The 26,654-nt window shown below is 67.7% G+C and carries 25 protein-coding genes; 7 read left to right on the forward strand and 18 right to left on the reverse strand.

Annotation, left to right across the window (positions count from 1 at the left end):
• The first annotated feature begins 50 nt into the window (after nucleotides 1-50).
• The 3 genes from AC5RWX_RS09070 to AC5RWX_RS09080 all read left to right on the forward strand — a co-directional run bounded on the left by AC5RWX_RS09070 (nucleotide 51) and on the right by AC5RWX_RS09080 (nucleotide 1,123).
• A complete protein-coding gene (locus AC5RWX_RS09070; protein ID WP_493940990.1) occupies nucleotides 51-404 on the forward strand; it encodes a DMT family transporter in 354 nt (117 codons plus the stop codon).
• A 90-nt stretch (nucleotides 405-494) separates the two neighbouring features.
• A complete protein-coding gene (locus AC5RWX_RS09075) occupies nucleotides 495-722 on the forward strand; it encodes a DMT family transporter (protein WP_493957389.1) in 228 nt (75 codons plus the stop codon).
• Nucleotides 723-814: 92 nt separating this feature from the next.
• Complete coding sequence (locus AC5RWX_RS09080) at nucleotides 815-1,123, forward strand: hypothetical protein (protein WP_493944482.1); 309 nt, start codon at nucleotides 815-817, stop codon at nucleotides 1,121-1,123.
• Nucleotides 1,124-1,242: 119 nt separating this feature from the next.
• Here AC5RWX_RS09080 and AC5RWX_RS09085 read toward each other — a convergent pair whose 3' ends face one another.
• On the reverse strand, nucleotides 1,243-2,130 hold the full coding sequence (locus tag AC5RWX_RS09085) for a TspO-related membrane protein (RefSeq protein ID WP_493957388.1): 888 nt from the start codon (nucleotides 2,128-2,130) through the stop codon (nucleotides 1,243-1,245).
• The gene (locus AC5RWX_RS09090) at nucleotides 2,127-2,777 is read right to left on the reverse strand and encodes a DedA family protein (protein WP_493940985.1); all 651 of its coding nucleotides are present in this window, start codon (nucleotides 2,775-2,777) and stop codon (nucleotides 2,127-2,129) included. Before AC5RWX_RS09090 ends, AC5RWX_RS09085 begins: the two co-directional genes overlap by 4 nt.
• A 46-nt stretch (nucleotides 2,778-2,823) precedes the next feature.
• On the opposite strand from AC5RWX_RS09090, the gene AC5RWX_RS09095 reads away from it, so the two are divergent.
• Entirely contained in the window at nucleotides 2,824-3,342 is a 519-nt protein-coding gene (locus AC5RWX_RS09095; protein WP_493957387.1) for an O-acetyl-ADP-ribose deacetylase, read from the forward strand.
• Between the two features lie 14 nt (nucleotides 3,343-3,356).
• Here AC5RWX_RS09095 and AC5RWX_RS09100 read toward each other — a convergent pair whose 3' ends face one another.
• Together AC5RWX_RS09100 and AC5RWX_RS09105 are read right to left on the reverse strand one after the other, a co-directional pair.
• Complete coding sequence (locus AC5RWX_RS09100; RefSeq protein ID WP_493940983.1) at nucleotides 3,357-4,100, reverse strand: MBL fold metallo-hydrolase; 744 nt, start codon at nucleotides 4,098-4,100, stop codon at nucleotides 3,357-3,359.
• A 61-nt stretch (nucleotides 4,101-4,161) separates the two neighbouring features.
• On the reverse strand, nucleotides 4,162-5,043 hold the full coding sequence (locus AC5RWX_RS09105) for a manganese catalase (protein ID WP_493940982.1): 882 nt from the start codon (nucleotides 5,041-5,043) through the stop codon (nucleotides 4,162-4,164).
• Between the two features lie 249 nt (nucleotides 5,044-5,292).
• Here AC5RWX_RS09105 and AC5RWX_RS09110 point away from each other — a divergent pair, with 249 nt between their 5' ends.
• Entirely contained in the window at nucleotides 5,293-5,646 is a 354-nt protein-coding gene (locus AC5RWX_RS09110) for a hypothetical protein (RefSeq protein ID WP_493940981.1), read from the forward strand.
• Nucleotides 5,647-5,662: 16 nt separating this feature from the next.
• Here the strand turns inward: AC5RWX_RS09110 and AC5RWX_RS09115 are convergent, their stop codons facing one another.
• Both AC5RWX_RS09115 and AC5RWX_RS09120 read right to left on the reverse strand, forming a co-directional pair.
• Nucleotides 5,663-6,640 (reverse strand): SDR family NAD(P)-dependent oxidoreductase, encoded by a 978-nt coding sequence (locus tag AC5RWX_RS09115; protein WP_493940980.1) that lies wholly within the window; start codon nucleotides 6,638-6,640, stop codon nucleotides 5,663-5,665.
• A complete protein-coding gene (locus AC5RWX_RS09120) occupies nucleotides 6,641-7,147 on the reverse strand; it encodes a DUF2231 domain-containing protein (RefSeq protein ID WP_493940979.1) in 507 nt (168 codons plus the stop codon). It lies immediately after the preceding gene.
• 401 nt (nucleotides 7,148-7,548) lie between these two features.
• On the opposite strand from AC5RWX_RS09120, the gene AC5RWX_RS09125 reads away from it, so the two are divergent.
• Entirely contained in the window at nucleotides 7,549-8,022 is a 474-nt protein-coding gene (locus AC5RWX_RS09125) for a DUF4383 domain-containing protein (RefSeq protein WP_493940978.1), read from the forward strand.
• Nucleotides 8,023-8,098: 76 nt separating this feature from the next.
• Here AC5RWX_RS09125 and AC5RWX_RS09130 read toward each other — a convergent pair whose 3' ends face one another.
• From AC5RWX_RS09130 to AC5RWX_RS09185, 12 genes are all read right to left on the reverse strand, one after another.
• Entirely contained in the window at nucleotides 8,099-9,034 is a 936-nt protein-coding gene (locus tag AC5RWX_RS09130; protein ID WP_493941001.1) for an RluA family pseudouridine synthase, read from the reverse strand.
• Nucleotides 9,035-9,081: 47 nt separating this feature from the next.
• A complete protein-coding gene (locus tag AC5RWX_RS09135; RefSeq protein ID WP_493940977.1) occupies nucleotides 9,082-11,034 on the reverse strand; it encodes a DUF6541 family protein in 1,953 nt (650 codons plus the stop codon).
• Nucleotides 11,035-11,379: 345 nt separating this feature from the next.
• Nucleotides 11,380-12,183, reverse strand: a complete 804-nt coding sequence (locus AC5RWX_RS09140) for an Fpg/Nei family DNA glycosylase (RefSeq protein WP_493940976.1) — start codon at nucleotides 12,181-12,183, stop codon at nucleotides 11,380-11,382.
• Nucleotides 12,176-17,317 (reverse strand): Lhr family helicase, encoded by a 5,142-nt coding sequence (locus AC5RWX_RS09145; protein WP_494097274.1) that lies wholly within the window; start codon nucleotides 17,315-17,317, stop codon nucleotides 12,176-12,178. The genes AC5RWX_RS09140 and AC5RWX_RS09145 overlap by 8 nt, the downstream gene beginning before the upstream one ends.
• Before the next feature lie 64 nt (nucleotides 17,318-17,381).
• Nucleotides 17,382-18,044, reverse strand: coding sequence for a DUF4232 domain-containing protein (locus tag AC5RWX_RS09150; protein ID WP_494097275.1), 663 nt, complete (start codon nucleotides 18,042-18,044; stop codon nucleotides 17,382-17,384).
• 80 nt (nucleotides 18,045-18,124) lie between these two features.
• Nucleotides 18,125-18,868: a YcnI family protein gene (locus tag AC5RWX_RS09155; RefSeq protein ID WP_494062812.1), complete on the reverse strand. Its 744-nt coding sequence runs from the start codon at nucleotides 18,866-18,868 to the stop codon at nucleotides 18,125-18,127.
• A gap of 59 nt (nucleotides 18,869-18,927) precedes the next feature.
• On the reverse strand, nucleotides 18,928-19,557 hold the full coding sequence (locus AC5RWX_RS09160; protein ID WP_494097276.1) for a hypothetical protein: 630 nt from the start codon (nucleotides 19,555-19,557) through the stop codon (nucleotides 18,928-18,930).
• Nucleotides 19,558-19,559: 2 nt separating this feature from the next.
• Nucleotides 19,560-20,027, reverse strand: coding sequence for a 23S rRNA (pseudouridine(1915)-N(3))-methyltransferase RlmH (locus AC5RWX_RS09165; RefSeq protein WP_493940971.1), 468 nt, complete (start codon nucleotides 20,025-20,027; stop codon nucleotides 19,560-19,562).
• Complete coding sequence (locus AC5RWX_RS09170; protein WP_493940970.1) at nucleotides 20,024-20,866, reverse strand: thioesterase family protein; 843 nt, start codon at nucleotides 20,864-20,866, stop codon at nucleotides 20,024-20,026. The genes AC5RWX_RS09165 and AC5RWX_RS09170 overlap by 4 nt, the downstream gene beginning before the upstream one ends.
• Nucleotides 20,867-20,911: 45 nt before the next feature.
• Nucleotides 20,912-22,480 carry a hypothetical protein gene (locus AC5RWX_RS09175; RefSeq protein ID WP_493944475.1) on the reverse strand — a complete coding sequence of 523 codons (1,569 nt, stop codon included), beginning with the start codon at nucleotides 22,478-22,480 and terminating at the stop codon, nucleotides 20,912-20,914.
• 8 nt (nucleotides 22,481-22,488) lie between these two features.
• Complete coding sequence (locus AC5RWX_RS09180; protein ID WP_493941145.1) at nucleotides 22,489-24,924, reverse strand: transglycosylase domain-containing protein; 2,436 nt, start codon at nucleotides 24,922-24,924, stop codon at nucleotides 22,489-22,491.
• Between the two features lie 461 nt (nucleotides 24,925-25,385).
• Nucleotides 25,386-25,595, reverse strand: a complete 210-nt coding sequence (locus AC5RWX_RS09185; protein WP_493941144.1) for a hypothetical protein — start codon at nucleotides 25,593-25,595, stop codon at nucleotides 25,386-25,388.
• Between the two features lie 345 nt (nucleotides 25,596-25,940).
• Between AC5RWX_RS09185 and AC5RWX_RS09190 the strand changes: the two genes are divergently transcribed.
• Nucleotides 25,941-26,408, forward strand: a complete 468-nt coding sequence (locus AC5RWX_RS09190) for a hypothetical protein (RefSeq protein ID WP_493941143.1) — start codon at nucleotides 25,941-25,943, stop codon at nucleotides 26,406-26,408.
• Nucleotides 26,409-26,654: the final 246 nt, after the last annotated feature.

Here is a 26,654-nt window from a genome sequence, read left to right on the forward strand (position 1 = left end):
CGTGTGCATTGGCGCGCAAAACCTGTTCTGCTGGTGGGGGAGGTCGATAGATGAAGAAGTGGCTGCTCCTCGCCGGGGCGATCGTGTGTGAGGTGGCAGCGTCGCTGTCGTTGAAGGCAGCGTTGGAAACCCCGGCTTTGTACGCCGTGGTTGTCGTTGGCTATGCGATGTCGTTTGCTTTCCTCGCTGCCGTACTGCGCGCAGGAGTGCCGGTGGGCGTGGCTTACGGGATCTGGGGTGCGCTGGGCGTTGCGCTAACGGCCGCCCTGGCGGCTGTCCTGTTCCACGAGCCGCTCACCGCCGTCATGGTGGCGGGCATGGCGCTGGCCGTTGCCGGGGTGCTGCTGGTGCAGTGGGGCGCGCACCGGGCCACCGCCGGTACCGACGAGCAGGCATCCACCTGATGGGATGGGTGTTTCTGAGCATCGCGATCGTGGTTGAAGTAGCGGCCACCCTCTCGCTGCGGGCCAGCATCGACGGGCGCAAAAGCTGGCTTGCGGCCGTGGTGGCCCGGCTACATCATCGCCTTTACCTGCCTGTCGCTTGCGTTGCGTGAAGGGCTCGGGCTGGGGATGGCCTACGGCATGTGGACTGCCTGCGGGGTGGCCCTAACCGCGCTGATCGGCAAGTTCCTCTTCAACGAACCGCTGACCAAGCTGATGGCGGCCGGCATCGTGCTCATTGGGGCAGGCGTGCTGCTGATCCAACTCGGTACATCCTGACTCGGAACGGCAGCCGTAGGGTACCGGTTTGCTGAACCAGGCGGCGGCCTACCTGCTGAACCAGGGCACCGGGGCGCGGCTAGAGTTGAGGGATGCCGTCTTTCCGCGCCCAGTTGAACATCACCGGCCTGCGGCCCGGGAACCAGCCCGAGGCGGTGATGGAGGCTGCGGTGGCGGCCGTCGGATCTGCGCACATCGTGGAGGCCAACCAGCTGGACGTGGTCGCCGGCATCCCGCGAATTACCGTCCGCTTCACCGTTGACGCCAACGCTTACGCCGCCGAAAACCGCCAGGCGCTGCAGGCCGCGGCCAACATGCGGCATGCCGTTGAAGAGGTAGCCACCACAGCCAAGCTCGCGGTGCTGCGGCGCTCCCGCGGCAAATGGGGGCCGGTCGGCTGACACCGCGCCGGCAGCCATGGCCGCACCCGGGCAGCCATGGCCGCACCCGGGCAGCGGCGCCCGCACCCGGGCGACGTCCCCCGCGGAACCGGACGGCCGCCGTCGTTGCCTGTGGTTGCTCAGTCCAGAGGTTCACCGCGCCGCAGCGCGCGGCGTTCTGCATGCCCCACCTGGAAATGCCGGGAGATGCCGCAGACCAGCACGAAGAACAGGCCGAAGCCGGCGGCCATCGCCACCGGCGCGGACTGCGGGTCTCCTAAGAAGCGGTCGTAGGTCAACCAGCCCAGCCCCCAGGCCAGAGCCAGGACGGCAGAGATCCGGCCGCGGCCGGTCATGGCCACCACCGCCCCGGCCAGCGACACAACGGCCACCGCGATGACAGCCCAAAGCTCGCCGCTCCAACCAAACCAGTGGATCCCGCGGACGGTCAGCCAACTGCTGGCATTCAGGGCAGCTGCCAGCAGGACCCAACCGGTATAGAGGCCCAACGGCCCGTCTACCAGCAGCGCGTCCACCCGGTAGGGCGATGAGTAGCGCGTCAAACCGTCAATCACCCAAGCCAGCGCGGCAACCAGCAGCAGGATCAGGACCAGGGTCAGGCCGATGTTGCCCGCCTGGGCGGCCAGGATCCAGGCGGCGTTGAGCAGCATGGAGGCTGCCACCGCCCACCCGATGCGGCGCTGCCGTTGTGAAGCGCTGTCGGCGGGCCACCACTGGAAGATGGTGTAGCCCAGCAGGCCCAGGTAGATCACGGCCCAAATGCCGAACGCCCGGGCCTCCAGCGCCAGCAGGGTGAAGTCGGGGGCAAAGGCGCCGGAAGCGGCCTCCTTGATGCCGGTCCCGCCCAGCACGCCGGCTCCGTACATCCCGGCCAGCAGGCAGAGCAGCAGCGAGCCGGTCACGGCGCACTGCCGGGCCAGGTCCGTCGCCAGCGCGGCACGGATAGTGCCGGTTGCGGGTTGCGCGGCTTTGCTGGCGGGCTGGGCGACGGCGGTTTCCGGTTTCACTCGGCTCCTAGCTCGGGGAAAGGGGTGCTGGCGGTCTCGCGGACCGTGAGCGCGCCGCCGAGGCTGCTGCGGCGCCGCCGGAAGCCGATCACCATGGCGATCACCGAGGCCACCACAATGCCCACCCCCGTACCGATCAGGATGTTGACCCAGAACGGGAACATGGACACCCTGCCAGCCACGAAGCCCAATCCGATCATCCAGGTGGCCCACAGCGCCGACCCGGCAGCCGAGGCCAGCAGGAACGGCTTGAACGGGACATCCGCCAACCCGGAGGCCGCCACCGCCGCGGTCCGGCCGCCCGGAATGAAGCGGGCCGCCACTACCGCGGCGTAGGTGGAGGATTCGCCGGCTTTGCTCAGCGCCAGGGTCACGCCCCGGTCGAACCTGCGGCCCCAGCTATAGCGATTCAGCCAGGTGTTGATGCCGCGCTGGAAGAGCAGGAACAGCAGCAGGTCGCCCAGCCAACTGCCCAGCATCACGGCCACGACCACCAACGGCAGGACCAGTTCGCCATTGGCCAGCAGGGTGCCGCCCCCGATCACCATGAATTCCGAGGGAGCGGCCGGCATCGCGGCGTCGAGGACAACCAGCAGCAGCGTCATGGGATAGTACACCCACTGCAGCGGCCCCTCCGGAATCTCCATTGGCCCAATCTATCGGGAATCGCGGCGCGGTGGCAGACTGGCAAACGTGGAGATCCGCATCCTTGAAGGCGACATCACGCAGCGCCAGGTAGACGCCATTGTGAACGCCGCCAACTCCAGCCTGCTGGGCGGCGGGGGAGTGGACGGCGCCATCCACGCGGCGGCGGGTCCGCAACTGCTTGAGGCGTGCCGCCGGCTGCGCGCCACCGAGTTGCCGGACGGCCTGCCGCCCGGCCAGGCGGCCGCCACCGAGGGTTACTTCCTGCCGGCCAAGTGGGTGATCCACACGGTGGGGCCCAATCGGCGTGCGGGCCAGACGGACCCGGACGTGCTGGCCGGATGCTTCCGGGAATCGCTGCGGGTCGCCGACCGACTGCATGCCGAGACGCTGGCCTTCCCGGCAATCGGCGCCGGCGTCTACGGCTGGGATGCGGAAACCGTCGCCCGCCGCGGCATCGGCCAGGTCCTGGCGTACGACGGCGGTGTGCAGGTGGTCGAATTCGTCCTGTTTTCTGCCGGGCTGGCAGAGACCTTCCGCCGGGTGCACGCCGAATTGAGCGCCTGACCACTGTCCGGCCGTCAGGACGGCCCGCGGTCGATGGCTTCCCGCACTGCGGAAGCAATGCCGCTGCTGAAGGGCTCCCCATGGCCGGGTAACACCATGCTTGCATTGGTTTGCGCCAAGGCCTGGAGCGAGTCGAGAGCTTGCCGGGTGTCCGCAGTGGCCGCCGCAGCCACGATGTGCGGCCCGTGGGCGCCGGTGTACGGATCGAGCGTCACCAGCGCATCGCCGCTGATGACGGTGTCGCGCTCGGGGAAATGCAGGGCGCAATGGCCGGCAGTGTGCCCGGGGGTGGGCACGACCACCGGTGAGCCGGGCAGTGAAGCTGCTGCCCCGCCGTCGAGCGGCCGCAGGTCCGTGATTCCCTTGACCCTAAGCGCGCCGGCTGCGGTCATCCGGCCGAGGATGGGAATGCAGCGGGGGTATTTGACCGGGTAGACCAGGCGGCTTTTTTCATGCTTGTACCGGTACGGGTGGGCGGCGATGTAGTAGTCGTCGGGGTGGCAGTACACCGACACATCGAGGTCATGCTGCACCCGGGCGGCGAAACCCAGATGATCGAAATGTGCGTGCGTCAACACCAAGGCGCTGATGTCCCGGGGTGAGCGGCCGAGTTCCCGGATGGCTGCCACGGTTATCTTCCACATGGCCGGCAGTCCGGCATCGACCAGCATGATCCGGTCGCCGTCTTCGACGATGTAGAGGTTCACATCCGCATGGGCGACGCGGTGGATGTTTTCGGCAATGTTGCGCTGGAACATGGGGTGCCTTCCGGGGGAGGGGGCCATCCCCGCGGCGCTGCGGCCGCGGGGATGCGAGCCGTTATTCCTTGCGGAGCTTGTCTTGGACTGCCCCAGCGGTTTTTTCGACCAGGTTGGGAACCTCGGTGGTGCCGTAGAGTCGGGCGTCCGGATGCGTTGGCTTGGGCATCGGGGCGCTGGTGGTGGCGGAGTCGTGGTAGGTGAATTCGCCCTTGCCGTCGGGGGTAGGTCCGCTGGCCCAGGAGCCTTCTGCGGCCGCAGGACCATCGGAGAAGTTCTGGTACTGGTAGGCCACGTCCCGGTTCTCCTTCGACAGCGGGAAGTTGCTGGGCACGGGCAGGGTCTCGGAACCCTCCTCCTGCAGCTCCCGTGCGGCAGCGATCCACTGGTTCTGGTGCATGGTGTCGCGGGCGAGCAGGAACGAGAGCATATCGCGGACCCCGTGGTCGTCAGTCATATGGTAAAGCCGGGCCACCTGCAGCCGGCCCTGCATCTCGGCATTAGCGTTGGACGTGAAATCCGCCAGCAGGTTGCCGCTGGCGGTGACGTATCCGCCTGACCAGGGATTGCCGTTGCTGTCCACTGGTCGGGCTCCCGCGCCAGCGACGATGGCCTGCTGGACGTCGGTTCCGCCGATGACGGCGGCGATGGTCGGATCGGACTGGACCGCCTCGTCCGTGATGCCCAGCGGAGCCTTCTCCAGCAAGCGGGAGATCATCTTGGCCAGCATCTCCACGTGGCCGAATTCCTCCGCGGCGATGCCGTAGAGCAGGTCCTTGTACTTGCCGGGAATGTGGATGTTCCAGGCTTGGAAGCTGTACTGCATGGCCACGGTGATTTCACCGTATTGGCCGCCCAACACTTCCTGGAGTTTCCTGGCGTAGACGGCGTCCGCCTTGTCCGGTTCGGCTTTGTATTGGAGCTCTTGTTTGTGAAAGAACATCTGCGGCGACCTCCGCTTAGCGTGGCCCAGCGTCTTATTGCCAACTCGTCGGTCTGGGTTGGCCACCTCCGGGCCGGGTCCACCCCACGCTAGGCAAGGAAAATATAATAAGCAACCTTAGGGAAGTCGCTTGGGGGTCGCGGCCATCGAATAAAGTGCCTCAGCTATTTCTGGGAGCGATTCGTGGATTTCCGCTGGACCGTCCGGCAGAATGGGCTCACGTTCATCTCAAGCGCGGGAGGTGGCCCAATGAGCCCCGCGACGCTGGCCAGCGCACAAGGACTGTTCAATGTGGTTCTGGGAGTGTGGCCGCTGCTGCACTACCGCAGCTTTGAAGCTGCCACCGGCCCCAAGGCGGAGCCATGGCTGGTCAAGACGGTTGGCGGACTGATGGTCACCCTGGGCTACGCTCAGATGCGCGGCGCAATGACCGACGACGGCGTGGCTGGCGCCCGGCGGCTGGGCATTGGGTCGGCGGCCACTTTTGCGGCCGTCGACATCTTCACGGCCGGGCCGGGGCGGATCAGCCGGATCTATTCGCTGGATGCCGTGGTGGAGCTGGGCTGGCTGGCCGCGTGGGCTGCGTCGGCGCGTCGCCGGTGAAGGGCCGGCGTCGGTCCTATGGAAGCCGCCGTTTCATGCCCAACCAGCAGCCGGCTACGGTGAGCCCTAGGAAAGTTCCTCCGGCCAAGAGTCGGGTGCCTGGGGAGCGCCATCCGCCGTTGACCCTGTTTGACGGCGGATCGGGAGCGTAGACCGTGCCTGCTGTCGGTGCAACGCCGCTTCCGTGAAGGGCCACGGTGTTCATGAGTGGCCGGGAGAAGCGGTCGTAGAGGCCCGGAAACCTGTGTTGGAACGGAATGAAAAGCCGTTGTGTCCGGCCAACCACCACCTGTCGTCGGGGTTTGTGCGCGAGCCGGGCTATCACCTTGGCCACCCGGCGCGGACTTGCCACCGGCGGCAGCGGACGGACTTTGCGGCCGGTGTAGTTGGCGGCATGCTGGAAAATCGGGGTGTCGATGGTAGCCGGGAGCACGGTGCAGATGTGCACGCCCTTCTCATCCAGCAACTCCTGCCGCAACACGTTCGCCAGCCCCAGTAGCCCTGATTTGCTGGCAACATAGGCGGACACGTAAGGCGTGGTCATCTTGGAGTAGATGGAGCCGACTAGAATCAGGACGCCGTGCCGCTGTTGGCGGAACTGCGGCAGAACGGCGCGAATGCTGCTGGCTTCGCCCAGCAGGTTGGTCTCCACCATCTTTCGGAACACCTCAGCAGGTGTTTGCTCAAACGTTCCGTAGCCGTACACCGACGCGGCCCCGATCCACACATCAAGGCGCCCAAATTCCTCTACCGCAGCCTGAACCAGTCTTTCCGAGGCCCCCTCCTCGGTGATATCAGTGGGGACTGCGATGGCGCGTGCCCCCAGCCGAACGCATTCGGCTCTCACCTCGTCAAGGCTCGAGCGGCTTCGCGCAGCGAGCACCAAGGACGCACCGCGCTTGGCCAGCCGCGTGGCCGTTGCCCTGCCGATCCCGCTTGAGGCCCCGGTAATCACCACGACCTTCCGGTTGGCTCGGCCTCGCCGCAGCCCCATCTATCGATACCCTTCGCTCTGGGTCTGTTCGTCGGCCACCCTGACCCCGTAGTGATAAGCCAGCGTGCCGCCTAGGTATCCGGAGGCGCCGAGCAGGGCAAGTCCAACGAGGCTGATGATGAAGGCGGTAATGCTGACCGTCTCGTAGCCTGCCGCGAATCGGATGAAAAAAGCGATGACGAACAGTGCAGTCACCGTGAGGTTCAGCGCCATGTGCAGGGTGGCTGTCTTCTTGGCTCGTGTGCCTTGAGCCAACTGCGCATAGTCGAAGAGTCCCAGCGCGGCTGCGACCAGGGCGCCGATAATGCCAATACCTGTCAGCCACAGTGCGCCGCGCGCGAACGCCGCGGCGTCATCGGTGAAGATGCCCGCCAGGTCGAAGATGACCACGGCAATCCACGTGCCGATCGGCACCGTCACGAGAATCGGATGGAAAGGGTGTCCGTAGGGTCCGGCCACCATGCTGCGTGGGTGTTTGGCCCGCTGTTGGGCTGCCTTGTCTGTCAATGTTCCTCCTCGGCAAGGTCCTGCAGAGACTCATGTGACTGGCCTTAGCGTAGACGGTGGTGCCGCGGCTGGCTAGGAGCCCCGGCTGGCGTTCGCTGGGATGATGAGAAGTTCCTGACGCTGACCATTCTGGAGTTGCTGCCTCACCGGATCATGCGCGCTTTTGGGGTGAGGACCCGCTGGCCCCCTGGCTGCTGGCCCGTGCGGGGATTTCACGTTGAGGGTAGACGGGAGCCGCTCGCCGTTATTGCGGTGCCCCAGTGACTCCAGAACTGAATGGCACCCATAGGGGAGACCCTATTAACTCCTAAGCAGCCTTATTGTACCGTTGATGCTGTCAGGACCCATATCGACCGACGCCGAAAGGCACGTCGCTGACGGCGCCAGACGGGAAGATTGCCATGACTGCTGAACGCAACATCCAAGCTCGCGGGAAAACCCCTGTCCAGTTGACGGCGATGATCTTAGGTGCCGTCTTCTTGCTGGTGGGAATACTGGGATTCATCCCCGGGATCACCTCAAACTATGGCCAGATGATGGCCGCCGGCCACCAGTCCGAGGCCATGTTGCTGGGTGTCTTCCAAGTGTCCATCCTGCACAATATTGTCCATATCTTGTTCGGTATCGCGGGACTGGTGCTGGCCCGGAGCGTCCCTGCTGCCCGCAACTACCTGATCTGGGGAGGCGTGATCTATCTGGTGATCTGGCTGTACGGGCTGTTCATTGACCAGCAGAGCGCAGCCAACTTCGTGCCCCTGAACACTGCCGATAATTGGCTGCACTTCCTTCTGGGCGTAGTCATGATTGCCCTGGGTCTGCTGCTGGTCCGCAAGCGGGACACCGGCCTTCGGGGGACCCTTTCAGGCCACGCCTAGCCGACTTTCGGGTGGCGCGCCTGCTTGGCACTGGGGTGCTGGCCGGCTTTGCGCCTCGCCAGGCAGGCGTCCCGGTTCAGACGGCGCCGCTCCCTATCGTGCCGTCGGCGCGGCCTGCCCATTCGGACAGGTCCAGCCGGCTACGGTATTCCACCGGTTCGCCGCTGATCGGGTCGGTGAAGGAGATGCCGCGCGCCAACAGTTGCAGCGGCCGCGCGAAGTCGTCGGGGGCCTGGTCCAGCAACACTGGGTAGAAGGGGTCGTGCAGGATACCGATGCCCAAAGAGGCCAGATGCACGCGCAACTGGTGAGTCTTTCCGGTAAGCGGTTCCAGCTTGTAGCGGCCCATCCCGCCACGCTGTTCCAGCAGTTCGATCCGGGTCTCAGTGTTGGGTTCGCCGTCGACCACCTGGGCCAGCAGGTAGGTGCGGGACTTGGCCATCCGGTTCCGCACGGTCTGCGGGAAGTGCAGCTGCGGAACCACCGGCGCGATGGCCTCGTATTCCTTCTGCACCAAGCGCTTTTCAAACAGCACTTGGTACTTGCCGCGGGTGGCGGGGTTAGTGGAGAAGAGCAGCACCCCGGCGGTGAGGCGGTCCAGCCGGTGCATGGGGATCAGGTCCGGAATCTCCAGTTGACGGCGCAGCCGGACGAGTGCCGACTCCTGAATGTAGGTACCGCCGGGGGTGGTGGGCAGGAAGTGGGGCTTATCCACCACCAGGATGTGTTCGTCTTGGTGCAGGATGTTGATCTCCACCGGCAGCCGCTTCTCGCGGGGCAAGGTCCGGTAGTACCAAATGAAGGTGTGGGCATCCAGCGGAGTGGTCCGGCTGAGCACGGAGCCGCCTTCGCCCACAATTTCGCCGCGGTCGAACCGGTCCCTGATGCCGTCCGGATCCACATGGCCCCACCGGTGCAGCATGTAGTCCATCGCGGTTTCCCACGGGCCCTCGCCGGGCAGGCGCAAGCGGGTGGCATTGACGCCGTCGCGCACCGGGAGCGGGGATTCCATCACCCATCAAGGGTACCCGTTGACCGCCACTGGGCAGCCGGCACTGTTTAGGTGCAGCCGATGACCCGATAGAGTTTGGCGTCGCCTTCGGAATCCACCAGTTCAAAACCGTTGGCCTCGGTCAGCTCTTGCAGGCCCGGCACGGAAGACTTCTCGCCGGGATGCACGGAGCGGTTGCCGAAGTCCAGCACGAACTGAACATTTTGCGCCTTCACGGCCGGGCAGACGGCCGGATCGGTCCTCATCTTGTCCAGTTTGTCCATGATGAGCTTGCCGTCCACGCTGGGGGACGTGGTGCCCGAGGGGACCAGTGCGCGGCGTCCGGTGTAGGCGTAGGCAAGCGAGGACCCGGTCAGCGGATCGCCGGCGATCACCGCGCCTTCGGGCACGCGGTCAGGAAGCCGCTTGATCAGCGCGAGTTCATCGGCAGTGAGCAACTGCGATCTGTCCGTGAACCGGTACTTGGCGGCGGCCTCGGAGATGCCGCGCTGCACAGCAAACATCGGTACCACAACGAGGCTGATGACCACCAACACGCCGGTGGCAGCGGGGCGTAGCCATGCCGGCTGCTTCTTCTCGCGGCGGGCCAGCGACGCCCGGAAGAAGGAGCGCGCCGTTCCGGCCAGCGCGATGCCGCCGATGGACGCAATCAGCAGCCCGGCCACCGGAAGCATCGCGCTGATCCGGAAGAAATCGTTGTACCAGATGCCGGTCACCCACCAGCGCAGCTCCGGCATCGTCTGCCAGTTGCCGATCACGTACAGGGCGGCGCCCACGGCGTACATGGCCAACGCAAAGCGGTTTTTGCGCAGATTGAAGACGACGGCGGCGCCCACGATGGTCAAGGCGGTCGCCAGGATGGAGATGGGGCGGTCGAGCGGCGAATTCAGCACCACGTCGACCAGAGCGCCCGCGGCATTGCCCATGTGGTCCCAGTTGGCGCTGCTGCTGCGGGCGGGACGGAGGTTGATCCACAGCGCCACCAGAACCACCAAAAAGGCGCCGGTGCCCACCCAGGCGCGCAGCCGCCGTCGTTGTTCTGGGGCGCGCAGTGCCGGGTAGGCGGCCGCGATGACCGGCGGCACGGAGAGCGCCAGCAGCCCCATGATGGTGGCGGGATGGGAGAGCGCCATGCCCGGCAGCAGCCCGATCAGCAACAGCACGTTGCCTTCGGTGGACACGCGAGTGTGCACGCCCAAGCGGAGCAGCTGGAACACCACGCCCAGGGCGGCCGGAAGCATCGCAATGGAGAGCATGAACGGATAGACGACGCCGAATTCCAGCAACAAGTAAGGGAAGCTGCTGTAGGAGAGCGAGACCACCGCGGCGACCAGCAACTGCATAGTGCGCTCGCCGGTGATGCGGCTGACCATGAACAGGCAGCCGGTGCTCCAGATGCCGGTGATCAGCACCAGATTGGTGATGTTGATGGCGGCCGCCGGCTGCAGTCCGGCGGTGATCATCACCAGCGAGACCACATCGTGCCAGCCCGCCGGGTAGAAAACGCCCCGGTCCGTGGTGCCCAGATAGCCCAGTGTCAGCGAGGAGGCGTTGCCCGAGTCGGAAATATAGCGCAGCGCGTTGAGATGGAAGATGTTGTCGTGCGACTGCGCAATGTTATCCGGGGCACCGAAGATGAAGATCATGGCGGCGGCCAGCGGCACCGCTGACACCGCCCAGGCCAGTGCGACCGCCCGCCAGGGCGCCGGAACGCTCGGCTTCTCGGGATCCCGGTGCAGGCGGTGGCCCAGGCTGCGGCGGAGCAGCCAGAGTATCGCGGCGACCAGCACGGTGACGGCCAGCAATTGCGGCCACGCCCACCGCAGGCCGACCAAGCGGCTAAGTTCGGCGGCGAGCACAATGGCGGTGACGCCAAACGGGCCGGCTAGTGCCACCAAGGACAGCCGGCGCAAGCCGAGCACTGCGCCCCACAGCAGGCCGGGTCCGAAGACGAGGACGATGGCCACCAACACGGCCGGAATCGTCTGCAGCCAGCTCATGGGCCCCCTTCGTCTCTCGTCCTCTCCATATTACGGTTCGTACTGCCCGGCCGCCGCCGGGACGGGCTGGAAGGGGTCCGAGCGGGTTTACGCAGGGGGAGCAGATCGAGGGGTTGGGGGAACGCGCCGAGATACCCCGTTGCAACCTCGGATCTCGACGCTATCCGATGATCTCGGCGCGAAGTCGGGGGATGTGGAGGGTGACTGGGCGGCAACCTCTGACCTCGCGCCTGAAAATGCCGATGCTTCGGCGCCGGCCGGTGATCTCGGCGGCGACCCCTGACCTCGGCGCACGGAGGGCCAGGGCTGGGCCCGCAGGGACAAGGACGCACAGGCGCCTGTGGATTATGCCGCCGCGAGACCTGGCGGCAACGGCTGGCAGTGCGGGCAGAAGTAGACGTCGCGCTGGTCGGCGTCGGTATTGCCTTGGAGGTCGTGGACTATGGGGGTGCCGCAGCGTCCGCAGGGACGGCGGGCCCTTCCGTAGACCCAGAACGATTCGCGGCGGGTGGGCGATCCGGTGGTGCTGCGGCTGCCGCGGTCCTTGTTGACCTCCAGCAGTTGCTTGGACTTCAGCACCATGGCCGGGAGGTCCGGCACCTGGCCCACCGGGGTGGACGGGTGCACCCGGGCGATGAAGCAGACCTCGCAGCGGTAGACGTTGCCGATCCCGGCGAGATTGCGCTGGTCCAGCAGGGCCAGCCCGATCGGCCGGTCGGGATCCTGGCGCAGCCGACGCAGCGCTTCATCGGCGTCCCAGTCCGGCCCGAGCAGGTCCGGGCCCAGATGCCCCACCAGCTTGTCCTCGTCCGCCCGCGGCACCACATCCAGCGCCGCCAGCGCGAAGCCGACCGCCGCCGTCGTGCTGGTGGAGAGGATGAGGCGGGCCTGGAAAGCGGGTTTCCGCCAGCGCTCGCCGGGCTGGTAGACCTGCCAGCTGCCGTCCATGCCCAGATGGGAATGCACGCTCAGTCCGCCGATCCGCATCAGCAGGTGCTTGCCGCGCGACCGGACTTCGTCCACAGTCTGCCCGGACAGGTCCAGCGTGGCATAGCGGGGCACCCGGAAGTCGCTGCCGGTGAGCTCCTGCCCGGCCAACGCCGCGTGCAGGCGCCGGGCAGCACGCCAGATGGTGTCCCCTTCAGGCACGGAACCTCAGTCCCCGCGGCGTGGAGTAGAAGCCGGCATCCATCAGCGCACGGGCCAGCGGGGTGTCCAAAATGGGACCGCCATTGACCTTTTCCACCGCCATCTTGTCCGCTGCGCCGCGCCGGATCACCTGCACCAAGGCCCGGCCGCACAAGGCCAGCGACTCCTCGTCCTCGGTGAAGGCCAGCAGTGTCTTGCCGCCGCGTTCGGAATACAGCGCCAGCTCGCCGTCCACCAGCACCACCAGGGCGCCCGCCTTGCGCCCTGGCCGGTGTCCCGACTCCTGCGCCGGCCAGGCCAGGGCCGCGCCGTAGGGATTGGCCGGATCGGTCGCGGCCAACGCCACGGCCGACGGCGCCTGCTCGCCCAGCTGCGCATCGCGGCTGAAGGAACGCAGCCGGTCCACCGTGGGGGAGACGGCGAACTGGGCCGCGCCAAGATGTTCGATGAAGTAGCCGCGGCGGCAGCGGCCGGTCTCCTCCAGCTTGCCCAGCACCTTGTACATCAGTCCGAAGCCGCCGGGCACCGATTCGGCGGCAACCGAGCCGCGCGTGACCACGCCGTAGCGGTCCAGCAACAGTTCGGCGGTGGCGTGTGCCCGTATGGTGGGGTCGGCTTCCGGGGCCGGCAGCAGGGACCAGCGGCCGGCGGCGTTCGGCGGGGCGGTCCGCGGCCGGCCGGTGCCGGATCCAGCGTCCGCCCCGGCGCCCGGGCGCAGGCCCGCCCCGCTTAGTCCGTGCATGCGTCCGATCCTTCCCAGCCGTGCCGACCGTGCCCGCGGCGGCGCGTTGCGCTGCCGGTGGGCCGTGGTGCCGCCGGCCAGCAGCGTACGCACCGGGGCGAAGGTGTCGTTGGTGATCCGGCCGGCCCAGAGCAAGTCCCACAGCGCGCTGACGACGGCGTCGTCCCCCGGCTGGGTGCCGTTGGCCGCCAGCACATCGGCGAGTTGCCGGAAGAAGTAGGCGCCGCCGTAGCCGCCGGCGCCGGAGAGCGCGGCCAGCAGTTCGTATTGCAGGACGCTGGGCTCGAAATCGGATTGTGGATTCAGCGTCAGCGGCGCGGTGTCGGCCAGATGCAGGCTGATCCAGCCGTCGTTGCCGGGCATCGAGCCCGCGCCGGCGATCAGGATTTCGCCGGTGGCGGTTAGCTCGTCCAGCATGGCCGGCGCGTAGTCGGACACCCGCGACGCGAGGATGAGCGGTTCCCAGGCAGAGGCCGGGATGGGGACTCCGGAGAGTTGGTCCACCACCGTGACGACGCCGTCCAGTCCCCGCAGCTTGGCTCCGACGTTCTGCCAAGCCGGGAGGAACCGGCCGTAGGTAGCGGGGTCGACCGGTTCGACTTCCTTGCGCAGGGCGGCCAGCGAACGGCGGCGGATCTTACGCAGCACTTCAACGTCGCACCACTCGGTCTGGCGCTGGTCCGCTGTGCCAGCCGTTGCACGCTCGCCGCTGACCGAGCCGCCGCCGTCGTCAGTGTCCGGCGCGCCGCCGGGGCGGAATTCGCCTTCCACCACACGGCCGTCCTTGAGCAGGCGCTGCAACGCGGTCAGCACGACGGCGGGGCCCAGCCCCAGCCGGCGGGCGCACTCGGCGGCGGTGAAGGGACCATGGGTGCGGGCGTAGCGGCTGACCAGGTCACCGAGCGGGTCGGCCACCGGCTCGATGAAGGCCAGCGGCACGCCCACCGGCAACGGGACCCCGAGGGCGTCGCGGAGCCGGGCGGCATCTTCCACTGCGGCCCAGCGCTCGACGCCGGCGACGCCCACCTTCAGGGCGCGGTTGGCCTTGGCCAGTTCGGCGATCATCGGTTCGACCTCGGTGGTCGATGAAGGCGCGCCGGGTCCGGGTAGGGGCCCGGTCTCCGCGCGGGTCTCCACGCGCTCGCTGGCGCTCGCTTGGTCGACCACCGGGGCGCTCGCTTGGTCGACCACCGGTTGGTTGTCTTCGGTGGTCGAAGGAGGCGCGCCGGGTCCGGGTAGAGACCCGGTCTCAACGAGCTCGCTGGCGCTCGCTTGGTCGACCACCGGTTGGTTGTCTTCGGTGGTCGAAGGAGGCGCGCCAGCGCCGAGTAGAGACCCGTCCACCGGGGGCTGGACGCGGGCGGCGATCTCCGCCGTCGTGAGCGGTCCCAGCAGGCGCAGCAGGTCCGCGATCCCTTCGGTGCCCTTGACCTTGCGGTCCTCGGAGAGCCGCTGCAGTTCCCGCTCGGTTTGGGCGATGATGCCCTCGTCCAGCAGTTCCCGCAGTTCGGCGCGGCCCAGCAGGTCGTTGAGCAGGCCCGGGTCCAAGGAGAGCGCGGCCGCCCGGCGTTCGGCCAGCGGGGAGTCGCCCTCATAGAGGAAACTTGCCACGTAACCGAAGAGCAGCGACCGTGCGAACGGCGAGGGCTGCTGCGTGGTGGTCTCCACCAATCGAAGCTCGCGGCGTTCGATGCCGGCGGCGATGTCCTTAAGCGCGGGCAGGTCGTAGACATCCTGCAGGCACTCGCGCACTGTCTCCAGGATGATCGGGAACGTCGGATACTTGCGCGCTACATCCAGCAGCTGGGCGGAGCGCTGGCGCTGCTGCCAGAGCGGGCTGCGCTTGCCCGGGTTCTGCCGCGGCAGCAGCAGCGCGCGGGCGGCGCATTCGCGGAAGCGGGAGGCGAACAGCGCCGAACCGCCCACCTCCGCGGTGACAATCTGGTCCAGTTCCTCGGGGTCGAAGAGGAACAATTCGGCGCCCGGCGGCTCGTCCTCCATCATCGGCACCCGCAGCACAATGCCGTCATCGGCGGCCATCGCGGACCCGTCCAGGCCATAGCGCTGATGCAGCCGTGCGCCGACGGCCAACGCCCACGGAGCGTGGACCGGCATGCCGAACGGGCTGTGCAGCACCACCCGCCAGTCGCCGAGCTCGTCGTGGAACCGCTCCACCACCAGCGTGCGGTCGTTGGGAACGTCGTTGGTGGCCAGCTGCTGTTCGGCCAGATAGGCCAACAGGTTCCCCGCGGCCCAGTCGTCCAGCCCGGCGCCGGCCAGCCGCTCGCGTGCCGGTTCCTCCGCCGACCCGGTTAACTCCCGGACAAAACGGCCCAGCGCCCGCCCGAGTTCCACCGGCCGGCCCAGCGAATCACCCTTCCAGAACGGCAGTTTGCCCGGCTGCCCGAAGGCCGGCGAGACCAGCACCCGGTCGTAGGTGATGTCCTCGATCCGCCAGCTGGTTGCGCCCAGCGCGAAGACGTCGCCGACGCGGGATTCGTAGACCATCTCCTCGTCGAGCTCGCCGACCCGCCGGCCGCCGCGATTCTTCTCGTCCTCGGACCCCACCAGATAGACGCCGAACAACCCGCGGTCCGGGATGGTTCCACCGGAGGTCACGGCCAGCCGCTGCGCGCCCGGGCGGCCGGTGATGGTCCCTGCCAGCCGGTCCCAGACAATGCGCGGCCGCAGCTCGGCGAACTCGTCGCTGGGGTAGCGTCCGGCCAGCAGGTCCAGGGTGGCCTCGTAGGCGGAGCGCGGCAGCGTGGCGAAGGGCGCGGATTTACGCACGACGTCGAACCATTCCTCCACATCGACGGCACCGAGCGCCGTGGCCGCCACGGTCTGCTGGGCGAGGATGTCCAGCGGGTTGGCCGGGATGAACAGCGGCTCGATCCGGCCGGCGAGCATCCGTTCCACCGTGACGGTGGTGTTCACCAGGTCCTGCCGGTGTTTGGGGAACAGTACGCCCTGGGAGGTTTCGCCGACTTGGTGCCCGGCGCGGCCCACCCGCTGCAGGCCGCTCGCCACCGACTGGGGTGATTCCACCTGCACCACCAGGTCGACGGCGCCCATGTCGATGCCCAGCTCCAGGCTGGAGGTGGCTACCACGCAGCGGAGCCGGCCGGACTTGAGGTCGTCTTCGATCTCGGCGCGGGCCTCCTTGCTGACCGAGCCGTGGTGGGCGCGCGCCAGCACCGTATCCGCGCCGGACGTCGACCCGGCCTGCGCCATGATCTGGGCCGGCGGCGCGGTCTGGGTGGTGGTACCAGCGCCGGTACCCGGGAGGGTGCCGGTGCCGGGGGCGCCACCGCCAGCGGACCCCGGGCCATGACCGGGCGCGGGGTCCTGGAAAGACCCCTGGTCCTGGCCGGGCGCAGAATCCCAGACGCCGTCGTCGGCAAGGGACAGGGACTGGCGTTCGCTCCAGATTTCGTTGAACCGGGCGGTGAGCCGTTCGGCCAGCCGGCGGGAATTGGCGAAGACGATGGTGGACTGGTTCTCGGCGATCAGGTCGACGATCTTCTCTTCGACGTGCGGCCAGATGGATGCCGGCTGCGCGCCCGGGCCCAGTTCTTCCTGGCTGGGCGAGGCCAACGCCGTCATGTCCTCCACCGGGACGGTGACCGTCAGATCCCACGATTTCTTGGCCGGCGGCGCGACAATCTCCACCGGTGCGTTGCCGCCGAGGAACCGGGCAACAGTATCCAGCGGTTCGACCGTGGCGGAGAGGCCGATCCGCTGTGCCGGCCGCTGCAGCACGGCGTCCAGCCGTTCCAGCGTGACCGCCAGGTGGGCGCCGCGTTTGGTCCCGGCCACGGCGTGCACTTCATCGATGATCACGGTGTCCACCGAGGCAAGGGTCTCCCTGGCCTTGGACGTCAGCATCAGGAACAGCGATTCGGGGGTGGTGATCAGGATGTCCGGCGGATGCGTGAGCAGCCGGCGGCGCTCATTGGCCGGAGTGTCGCCGGAACGAACGCCCACCGTAATGGAGGGGGCGGGCAGACCCAGCCGCTTGGCGGTTTGCGTGATGCCGATCAGCGGCGCCCGCAGGTTCCGCTCCACGTCCACGCCCAGGGCCTTCAGTGGAGAAATGTAGAGCACACGAGTGCCGCGGGATTCCTTCTGGCTCCGTCCCCGCTTGGGCGCCGGCTCCGGCAGATCAAGCGGAAGCGCCGGCTCTGCGTCAGCGGCGGCGATGAAGGTGTCCAGCGCCCAGAGGAAAGCGGCCAACGTCTTACCGGAGCCGGTCGGCGCCACCACCAAGGCGTGGGAACCGGCGGAGATGGCGTTCCAGGCGCCGGTCTGCGCGGGGGTGGGCGCGCTGAAAGCGCCGGCGAACCACTCGCGGGTGGCCGGACTGAAGCGTTCGAGCACAGACGTCGTCATACCGATGGTTTGAGCCTAACGCCCGACGCCGACAGCGTGCAGTTCCGCGGCGACCGTATCCCGGTTACGGGGCCTGGAACGTGCCCACCGTCATCAGCACCACCGAGTCATCCGAGCAACCAACGGTCTCCTGCTTGGCGATCAGTGAATCCTTGCGGTTCGGCGGGTAGACCTTCACGCCTGCCACATCCGTGAGCCCGCATTTTTCACCGTAGTTCTGTGCATTCGTCTGGCGCAGCTGCGCTCCGGCGGTGCCGCCCGGCGCCACCGTGACCTTTACCGTTTTGGCGTCCGGGTCCCGATCGGCCGCGGCACCCACCTGCTTGCCGTTGGCGTCGACGTAGGAGACACCCGGGTAGCCGGCCAGCGTGCAGGCTTTGTCGCCGGTGTTGGTGAGCACCAATGTGCGGTACACGCTGCCGGCGGCGCCACCGCCGGGTTCGGTTTCGATGGCAGCGGAGAGCTGGCCCGCGCTGCAGGAACCGTTATTGGCGCTGCCGCTGCCCTCCGGCACCGCGGCGGGGCTTTCGCTTCCGGCGGCGCTTCCGGCGGCGCTTTCGGTTGCCGTTGCCGGTGCCGAGGACGACGGCGGCGCGTTGTCCGTCGAGCCGGCGGACGCCGGCGCAGTGCCGGGTTCCTGGGCCGCTTGGCCGCAGCCGGACAGCAGCAGGGCGGAGCCAACGAAGAGGGCCGCGGCGGCCGGCCCCAGCCGAAAACGATTCATCATGCTCACATTAAACACCTCCGGCCGGTGGTCTGTCCGCAGTGGACAGACCACCGGCCGGAGGCGGCACTACAGGTGGAAAATCAGCCCTTCTTGCGCGTTCGGGCCAGCGCAGTCACGCCGGCCGCCAGGCCCAGCACGCCGGCACCCAGCCCGGTCCAGCCGGCCACCGCCGCCGCTCCGGTGCCAGGTGCCTCGGTGCCCGCCGTTTCGGTACCCGCTGCCGAGGTGGTTTCGGCACCGTGGGAGGCACCGCCGTCGTGCCCTCCGTGGTTGTCGGTGGATGCTTCGCCGATCACGAACGAAGGAGCCGGGGAGTCCAGATCATGCGGGTCCTGGCCCTCCGCAGGGATGTCGGCCCAGTTGGTCTCGCCCTTCTCGCAGGTCTGCAGGACCGGGAACGCCAGGGTCTCTCCGGCGGACTCAGGCAGCAGCACCTGCAGCTGCAGCGTGTCGCGCAGCCCGTCGGCCACCGGTTCCTTGGCGGTGTAAACAACCTGGCTGACCCGCTCGGTGACGGTGGCCCCGCTGTCCAGGGTCTTGGGCGCATCGAAGGTTTCGCTGACCTTTTCAACGTCCCAGCCGGGGTGCACGGTGGGCGTGGCGTCGACCAGCTGGTCGGGCAGCGAGATGGCGATCTTGGTGGTCGGCGAACCCTCGCAGCCGTGCGCGAACGCGAAGGTCAGCACCGAGCTGCCGCCGGCGGCGTTCTCCTCCGGGGTGACGTGGACATGCGCGGAGGCGCCGCCGGCGCCAGCGGCCAGCAGGCCGGCGGTGGCCCCGGCGGCGAGGACAGTGCGGAGGGTAGTGCGGTGGATGGTTTTCACAAAGGGTGCCTTTCAGGAGGCGCTGGGCAGGTCGCGGCAGCACCGGAAGAAGTGGGAATTCAGACCAGGTGTCGGTCCGGAAGCGGAGAACTCACCGGCACCGGTGGTCCGCGCAGCGGCACCAGCGTGACCAGATACGCGGTGTGCAGGGGCAACGGCGCCTGGCCGGTGACGGGCAAGAAAGCGCGGATGGGCACCGCGGGGGCGGCGGGCAGCTGGACCAGCGGACGCAGCCAGGCGGCCAGCGCCCACAGCGCGGCCTCGCCGCGAGCCAGCATCAGCGCGGTCAGGGCGGTCGCCAGCAGGTGGGCGGCGAGCATGCCCGGCGAATTCCCGGTGTGCGGCGCGGCTACACAGTCCAGTGCCACCGCCGCGTGCCCGGCGTGCCCGGCGTGTCCGGCGTGGCCGGCGTGTTCGGTCACGCCGGCCGGCGCGCACTGGACCGTTCCGAACAGCTCAAAGGCCTGGTGCAGCGCCAGCTGGCCGCCGGCCAGTACCGCCAGAATAGTTGCCGGCTCCAGCTTCCGTCCGGCCAGGATCATCACCGGCAGCCAAGTGAGCGCGCCCAGCGCCAGGACGACGGCGGGCGGTGGCAAGGTGCCGCCGGCAGCGGTATGCGCGGCGGCGGCGAGGCAGAGCACGGCGGCGGCGACGACGGCCGACCGGCCGAAGCGCAGCGCGCTACCCACGGCTATTCATGGTGGTAGGGCCGGCCGCCGGCAATCTCCTGGGCGCGGTAGAGCTGCTCCATGACGATCAGCCGGACCAGCTGGTGCGGAAAGACCAGCTTGGAGAGGGACCAGACAAAGTCTGCGCGGCGGTGGATCGAGTCGTCCACGCCGTAGGCGCCGCCGATGATCAGCGTGATGTTGCGGGAGCTGTCCAGCGGCTGCTGCAAGGTGCGGGCCAGCGTGGGGGAGTCGATGTTCTTGCCGCGTTCGTCCAGCAGGATCACGAAGTCGTTCGCGTGCTTGCCGGCGAGCTTGGCCAGCAGGGTTTCCGATTCTTCCCGCCGCGCGGCGTCATGCTCCCGGGAGGAATGCGGAATGGGCTGCCAGCTGACGTCGAAGGGCTTCTTCATTCGCTTTTCGTAGCGGTCGATTCCCTCCGCCACCCACGACTCGTGCTTGCGTCCGATGGTGAGGATGCGCAGGCTCATCCGCTGGCTGCCGGGAACTTGCGGACGGTCAGGATCTGCGCGGCGCGGCCCACCGGACCCTGTTCATCGAACAGTTCCGTGTCGGTCATGCCCACGCCGCCGGCGCCGAAGGTCACGCGGGTGTCCAACCCGGTCCATTCGCCGTGCGGTTGGCGGAACAGGTGGATGGTCAGGTCCACGTTGGGGAACATGTACTCGCGCGGGTTCTGGCGCACTGCCACACCATTGGCGGTGTCCACGATGCTGACGAAGCGAGCCAACGGGTGGATGTCCTCGTCCTGAACCAACGGGTGCAGCGGCCGCGCCCACACGGTGCCGTTGCCGGGCCCGCGGTCAGCAACGGTCCGGAACTCGGTGGCGCGGATGAAGCCGCCGTCCCAGACGCCCTGCATCGGCGCCGGCGGCAAGCCGTCCGGGTCCGGCAAGCCCTGGTGCACGGGGCCTGCGACCTCCGCGGTATCTCCGGCCAGCAGCCGCCAGGCCTGGGCGCGGATGGCAGTGCGGCCCTGGGCGGTGAAAGTGGCCTCCAAGAGTTCGATCGTGCGGCCCGGGCGAAGCACCCGGGTCTGGATCTCGAACTCGCCGCCGTGGATGATGCCCAGGATTTCGAAGCTGATCCGGCTCATCGCCATGTCCGCGCTCGGATGGTTGCGCAGCAGTTCGTGCACCATCAGGCCGGACGCCGGGGCCATGTGCTGTTCGTGGTCGTTCCACGCGCCTTGGGCATGCAGGGTGGAATGGAAGCGCCCGCCATCCAGCCGGACGTAGTAAGCGTCCGGGACCGCACTCCCGTCGACACCCAGATGCTCGACGGCGGCAGTGGCAGTGGATTCGACCATGCCACCACTCTAACTAAATCCGCACCGACCCATGGTTGGGCCGGCTTAGCGCTGGTCCTTCGGGCGGGGATCGGCCGGGGTGGCCGGGGCAACGGGTTTGGCCGGCGGCGCCCAGTCCAGGATGGCCGGCACCGGTACGGCGGCTTCACAGTCCACGGGCTCAGGCTCTGCGGGCGGCTCCGGCGGATCCTCGTCGTTCTCCTCCGCCTCGTCCACCGCGTCCTGGTAGTCCTCTTTCGCTTGGCGGTAGTCCTGCTCCGCCTCACGGTTCTCCGCTTCACAGGCAGCCAGGTCACCGCGGTAATTCGCCCGGGCGTTGTCCCGCCGCGCGAAGAATGCCGAGCGTTCCGCCAGTGCCTGTTGGTAGAGGGCATAGTCGCCCCAGTAGTCATCCCACTGCGCCGCGATCTTGTCCCAAGCCTTGTTCACCTTGGCCACGGTGGCAGCGTAATCCTTATACTCCTCCACTTTGGTTTGGTACCGGTGGTAGGCGGCCCAGTAGTCCAGCACGCTTTGCTGCCATTTTTCGACTCCGGCGGCGAGCTTTTCCTCCGCGGCCTGCGTACGTTTCCGGTTGGTGGCTGCAGCGGCGTCGGCGTCATAAGGCACCGGAGCCATCCCGGTGAAGTTCCAGCCGCAGCCCGGGCCGGAGGTGTCTCCGGCCAGCACCCTGACCTTGGCCGAGGTGGCGGGCTGGTCCGCCGGACTCTTGGGCGGCTTGGGCACCTTTCGGGCCGCGGGCATCCGCGGCCAGACGGGATAGCTGGGCTCAGCCGCCGGGCTGGCGGGTTTGACCTTCAGGTCGGGCGCGGGCATCGGCACGGCGTGGTATCCGGCGTCTGAGGGTTCCTGCGGGGGCGCCACAGCGCGGATGGCCACCGTGCTGGTGCGGTGGAACGGCTTGTACCCTTGCGTCGACCAGGGCGAGCGGGCGGCGTCGCCGGCGTCCGACTTCTGGTCGGTGCAGACGTCTTCCAGCGTGACGGCCAGTTTCTTGTCGAGTTGCCCGGCCAGCTTCCGCAGCCGCGCGTCGGCCTTGCCAACGACGAAGGTCAGCACGTCGCCGCGCCGGAAGGTCACTACCTGCATGGTGCGGCCGCCCTTGGCGATGTAGGCCCGGTGCGCCTGGACGCCGGGAGTGTCCAGATCCTCGCCGTCGACGTCGACCGAGCTCCCGGCACAATCGGACGCCTTGTCCAACAGCAGGTCCATGGCTTCGGCGCCTAGGCCGGCGGTGAAGGCGGCGCTGACCACCTGCACTTTGACTTTGCCGACTTTGAACGGACGCCCCAGGGCGACGGACGGCGCCTCCCCGATCTCGCACGAGTACGGCACCGGCAGCGCAACCCCGCGCTCCACCGGGCCGTCCGGCTTCCACTTTTCCGGCGGTTCCTCCAACAGCGCGGTCAACGACGTGGACGCCGGGCTGTCCGCGAGCACGGCGCTGATGGCCACCGGCGACGCTGCCTCGGCCACCGCCGGCGCCGGTTCGCGGGGGAGGACCATGGGCATGCCGGACAGCTGCAGTGCCACCAGCCCGGAGGCGGTGACGGAAGCCAGACAGAGCGCACCGGCGGCGAGCGCAACAGCCGGATGCTTCTCGAAGATGGACATCGGGGCTCCTACTGCTGGTCGGGGACCGTGATGGCGGTGTTGCTGCCCGCACTGAGCGTGATGGTCACTTCCTGTCGGTAAGCCAAGGGGCTGCCCGGCGGGGCCGACTGTTTCGTCACCACGTTCTTGCCGATTCGCGGATCCGGTTTTGCCGTCTTCTGTCCAATCACGGGAACCAGGTTGTTGCGCAGCAGCACGGTGATGGCCTCGTTGACACCTAACCCGCGCAGATCGGGCATCGATCGCGACACGGCCACGCTGCTGGTCAGCGGATCGGCTTCAGGCATCGGCTCGGCCGGCAGGCCCTTGTGCAGGCCCTCCATGGTGTCCTTCCACACCGGGCCGGCCAGTTCGGAGCCGGTGAGGTCGCGGAAGATTTTGCCGTAGGCTTTCACCTTTTTCAGCGGGTACTGCGCGCCGCCGCGCGGGTCGCCCAACCACACCGCCGTCGCATATTGCGGCGTAACGCCAACGATCCAGTTCGCGGCGAAGTCGTTGGTGGTCCCGGTCTTCGCGCCGGCCTTGCGGCCCTTCGGCATGCCCAAGGCCCCGAGGGTGCCGGCGGGGTTGAACGGTTCCTTGAGCGCGTCGGCCACCGTGGCGGCCACCGAGGGGTCGATGGCCTGGTGGCAGCCGGCCTCGGGAACCGGGATCTTCTCCCCGGTATCGCTGCGGACGCCTTCGGTGATGGTGACCGGCCGACAGAGAACTCCGCCGCTGACAAACGTGGAGTAGGCGTTGGCCATCTCCAGCGGCGAAATCTCGTACGCCCCGAGAGCCAGCGACGCCTCCTTGCCGTGCAATTTGTTCGTGGGGATGGTGGTGATGCCCAACTTTCCGGCAAGCTCGGCCACCTCCTTCACCCCGGTACGCTCGATCAGCCGCACGAAGTAGACATTCACCGATGCCCGGACGGCCTGGTAGGCATCGATAGAGCCGTAGTTCTTGTTGCCGTAGTTGTGGAAGCCGCCCGGCGGGTTGTCCAGGCGGGAGTAGTAGGGGCCATTGGCCAGCAGCTTCTCCCGCGGTGAAATCCCCTGGGACAGCGCCGTGGCCAGGACGATCGGCTTCATCGCCGACCCGACTTGGAAGGGACTGTCGGCGAAGACCACTTCGGTCTTGCCCTTGCCTTCGCCCCACGCGCGGTTCTGCGCCACTGCCGTGATGTGCCCGGTGCCGGGTACAACGACGGCGGTGCCCAGCGCTGCGCGGTTCTTGTTGCCCATCGCTCTGCCCACCGCTTTTTGCGCCGCGGCCATCGCCTTGCGGTCCATCGCCGTCGTGAGGGTCATGCCGCCGCGGGAGAGCCGGTCCGCCCGTTCTTCCTGGGTCTGGCCGAAGGCCGGATCGGAGAGGATTTCGTCCCGGACCAGGTCGCAGTAGAACGGGTAGTCGGAGTCGGCGCAACCGGACGGCACGGAGCCCGGGTCAAGGCCCAGTCCGCTCTGGCGGGCCGTCGCAGCTTCCGCAGCCGTGATCGCGCCACGTCCCTGCAGCACGTCCAGCACAGTATTGCGGCGGTCAAGCGCGCGGTCCGGGTATTTCATCGGATCGTAATAGCCCGGGCCTTTGAGCAGCCCGACCAGCAGCGCCGACTGCGGCAGGTTGAGTTTGTCCGCCGTCGTGTTGAAGTAGATTCGGGCCGCCGCCTGGATGCCGTAGGCGCGGTGGCCGAAGTAGACGGCGTTGACGTACATGTTCAGGATCTGGTCCTTGCTCAGCCGGTTTTCCAGCTGGACCGCATACTTGGCCTCGCGGATCTTGGCGTTGTAGGTCTCGCCCACCGCCACCGACTGCTCGGTTTCGTCGCGCGCGTTGTTGACCAGGATGTTCTGCACCAGCTGCTGGGTGATGGTGGAGCCGCCTTGGCGCTCGCCGCCCACGGAGTTGGTCACCACGGCGCGCGTGACCCCCAGCGGGTCCACGCCGTGGTGTTCGTAGAACCGGGCATCCTCGGTGGACAGCAGGGTGTCCAGAAAGGTACTCGAGACGTGGTCCAGGTCCACATCGATCCGGTTCTCACTGTAGAAGCGGGCGAACTCCTTGCCGTCCTTGTCCAACAGGACCGTGTGTTGCGGCAAGGCGGTGTCCAACGGCAACTCGGCCGGCAGCTCTTCCCACAGATCCAGGACCGAATCAGCGGCTGCGGAGAAGGCGATCGCCCCAGGTGCGACCAGGGATCCTGCGCTGAGTGCCACCACGGCGACGGCGCCGGCCCAGGCGGCGAAGCGCATCGCAGTGCCGTGCCGGCGCTCCGGTGGGAAAGCAGGCGACAGCAGGTCGTCCAGCCCCACGGTGTCTTTCCGACGGCGCCACCACGGTTTCTGGTCGCTCTGCGCGAGCGCGGGATCCCGGTCCGGCGGCGCTGGTGCTTGCCTGGCGGGGGTATTCCCCGCGTCTAGGTTGGCGCCGTCGCCCTCCGGATCGCCCGTTGATTCGTCCACCTGTGGTCCCCCGTCCCCCTGAGCAGGCCCCGGACGTCCCCCAACGTCACCGTTCCCAACCTGCCGACGAATTACCTCCAGGAAGCCGCTTGGTGTAGCCGCCGCTACCAGAGAGGTGGTCTTAGCGTACGGCTTAACAGCCGTGCCGCAACCCCTTTTTCCGGCGGTTTGCCAACGCTGCAGAAATGTGACGCGAGTAATCTAATGTGACAGACGTGAAACAGGGAATCTGACCGAAAAGCATTGACAGGGGCGCTTCCCGGTATTACGCACAGCGCCCCCGCCGGCGGGGTGAAGCTGAGCCAGCGGCCTTCCGTCAGGCCGCATCGAACGGGACGCGCGGTAGGCCTTGACCGTGATGAGTGCGAAGACCAGCAGGACGGAGCAGTTGAGTCAGGGTAGGCGGCAAAACCCCGCCGGCACTGAGGGCTGACGGGGCGTTGGGTTTGCGGCTGCGGTCGCTAGACAGCCCGCTGGTGAACGGATACAGACCCATCGGCCGGCACTTCGATTGGTTGTCCAACTCCCTGCAGGTAAACCAGGAACCCCTTGCCGTCCTCGGTGCGGCGGAAAGCAGCCAGGGCACCTACGTACTCGTCCCCGTTGGCTTTTGTCACCGAAACGATCCGGCCTATGGTGGTCGGCTTCAACGTCTTGGCTGGGTCGGCCACGTTCTCACCTCCTGTGCGCGCGGACGTTTATGGACCAAGGCTACGCCCGCTGGGGCGAGTGGAATCAGCCTGGTGATGAAAGTTCCCATCCGGCCGTCCACGGCCCGCTCCGCCGAAGGGTGTGTGACCGGTGTGACCAAACAGATAGTCGTCGGGCTGGACAACACCGTCAGAGCGAGTGTTTGAATTGAAAGGAACTATTCGACGCCGGCACGGAACGGCGGGCGCTGAGCCGCCCGACTGCGGGGGAGCCGATCTGCGGGCCGGGCGTTCGGCTGTCCACAGGGCTGCTATTACCACCCTCCTTAGCCTTCGCGCGCCACGTCGCGCGCCAGGAGTACCGCCATGAACTCTCTGTTCTACTACGACAACCAGGGCCATACCCCAACACGGCCAGCCCTGGTCCGTGTCTTCCCCAACGTTGCGCCCACTCCGGCGACTCCCGCCCCGAGCAGGTGGAACCATCCGGTCGGAGTCCTGCTCACCGCGATGTCCTGCGCAGTCGCGCTGACCTTCATCCCGGTCATTCCGCCCCTGGCCGGGGTGTTCACCGCTCTGATCGGCTTCGCGCTTGCTGTCCTGAGCGTGGTCAGCCGGTGGTGGTGGTGGGCCGACAGCCGGGAACGCGCGGTAGCCGAGGGGGTGTGGGTAGCACGCCAGTCCGGCTACCGGGCAGACGCGGACGGCAACCACCTGCGGTGGCTCGATCAGGACGGCAAGGTCAAGCGCGCGACGATCGTGCTCGGCGACCGCGGCTGGAACCTGATGCTTTACGGTCACGCGGCCGACGGCGGCACCCACCACCGTGGCTGACCGGCCGCTCTCACGCACCGCGGAGGAGGACCCGCGCCCATCGCGAGGCCATGAAACACCGCGAGGCTAAGAGAAACCGCGAGGAAATACAGACACCCTCGCCACTCAGGAGTAAAATGCCCCTAGAGAACCGAAGCTGGGCGGAGTCGCCCGTTTGACGTCGGTGCGAGTGAGGCCACGCTTTCGTTTTCGCCGCGAGTCATGTCCTTCCTGGACGACGACGCCCGGCGCGCCGGCGGCCAGGTA

This window comes from Arthrobacter sp. SPT-J7 (assembly GCF_059089965.1).

Bases quoted from the DNA above. Each gene is read 5' to 3' on its own strand.
- AC5RWX_RS09070 (WP_493940990.1), top strand. From the start codon at position 51: ATGAAGAAGTGGCTGCTCCTCGCCGGGGCGATCGTGTGTGAGGTGGCA.
- AC5RWX_RS09080 (WP_493944482.1), top strand. From the start codon at position 815: ATGCCGTCTTTCCGCGCCCAGTTGAACATCACCGGCCTGCGGCCCGGG.
- AC5RWX_RS09090 (WP_493940985.1), bottom strand. From the start codon at position 2,777: ATGGAGATTCCGGAGGGGCCGCTGCAGTGGGTGTACTATCCCATGACG.
- AC5RWX_RS09100 (WP_493940983.1), bottom strand. From the start codon at position 4,100: ATGTTCCAGCGCAACATTGCCGAAAACATCCACCGCGTCGCCCATGCG.
- AC5RWX_RS09105 (WP_493940982.1), bottom strand. From the start codon at position 5,043: ATGTTCTTTCACAAACAAGAGCTCCAATACAAAGCCGAACCGGACAAG.
- AC5RWX_RS09110 (WP_493940981.1), top strand. From the start codon at position 5,293: ATGAGCCCCGCGACGCTGGCCAGCGCACAAGGACTGTTCAATGTGGTT.
- AC5RWX_RS09115 (WP_493940980.1), bottom strand. From the start codon at position 6,640: ATGGGGCTGCGGCGAGGCCGAGCCAACCGGAAGGTCGTGGTGATTACC.
- AC5RWX_RS09125 (WP_493940978.1), top strand. From the start codon at position 7,549: ATGACTGCTGAACGCAACATCCAAGCTCGCGGGAAAACCCCTGTCCAG.
- AC5RWX_RS09130 (WP_493941001.1), bottom strand. From the start codon at position 9,034: ATGGAATCCCCGCTCCCGGTGCGCGACGGCGTCAATGCCACCCGCTTG.
- AC5RWX_RS09135 (WP_493940977.1), bottom strand. From the start codon at position 11,034: ATGAGCTGGCTGCAGACGATTCCGGCCGTGTTGGTGGCCATCGTCCTC.
- AC5RWX_RS09145 (WP_494097274.1), bottom strand. From the start codon at position 17,317: ATGACGACGTCTGTGCTCGAACGCTTCAGTCCGGCCACCCGCGAGTGG.
- AC5RWX_RS09150 (WP_494097275.1), bottom strand. From the start codon at position 18,044: ATGATGAATCGTTTTCGGCTGGGGCCGGCCGCCGCGGCCCTCTTCGTT.
- AC5RWX_RS09165 (WP_493940971.1), bottom strand. From the start codon at position 20,027: ATGAGCCTGCGCATCCTCACCATCGGACGCAAGCACGAGTCGTGGGTG.
- AC5RWX_RS09170 (WP_493940970.1), bottom strand. From the start codon at position 20,866: ATGGTCGAATCCACTGCCACTGCCGCCGTCGAGCATCTGGGTGTCGAC.
- AC5RWX_RS09175 (WP_493944475.1), bottom strand. From the start codon at position 22,480: ATGTCCATCTTCGAGAAGCATCCGGCTGTTGCGCTCGCCGCCGGTGCG.
- AC5RWX_RS09190 (WP_493941143.1), top strand. From the start codon at position 25,941: ATGAACTCTCTGTTCTACTACGACAACCAGGGCCATACCCCAACACGG.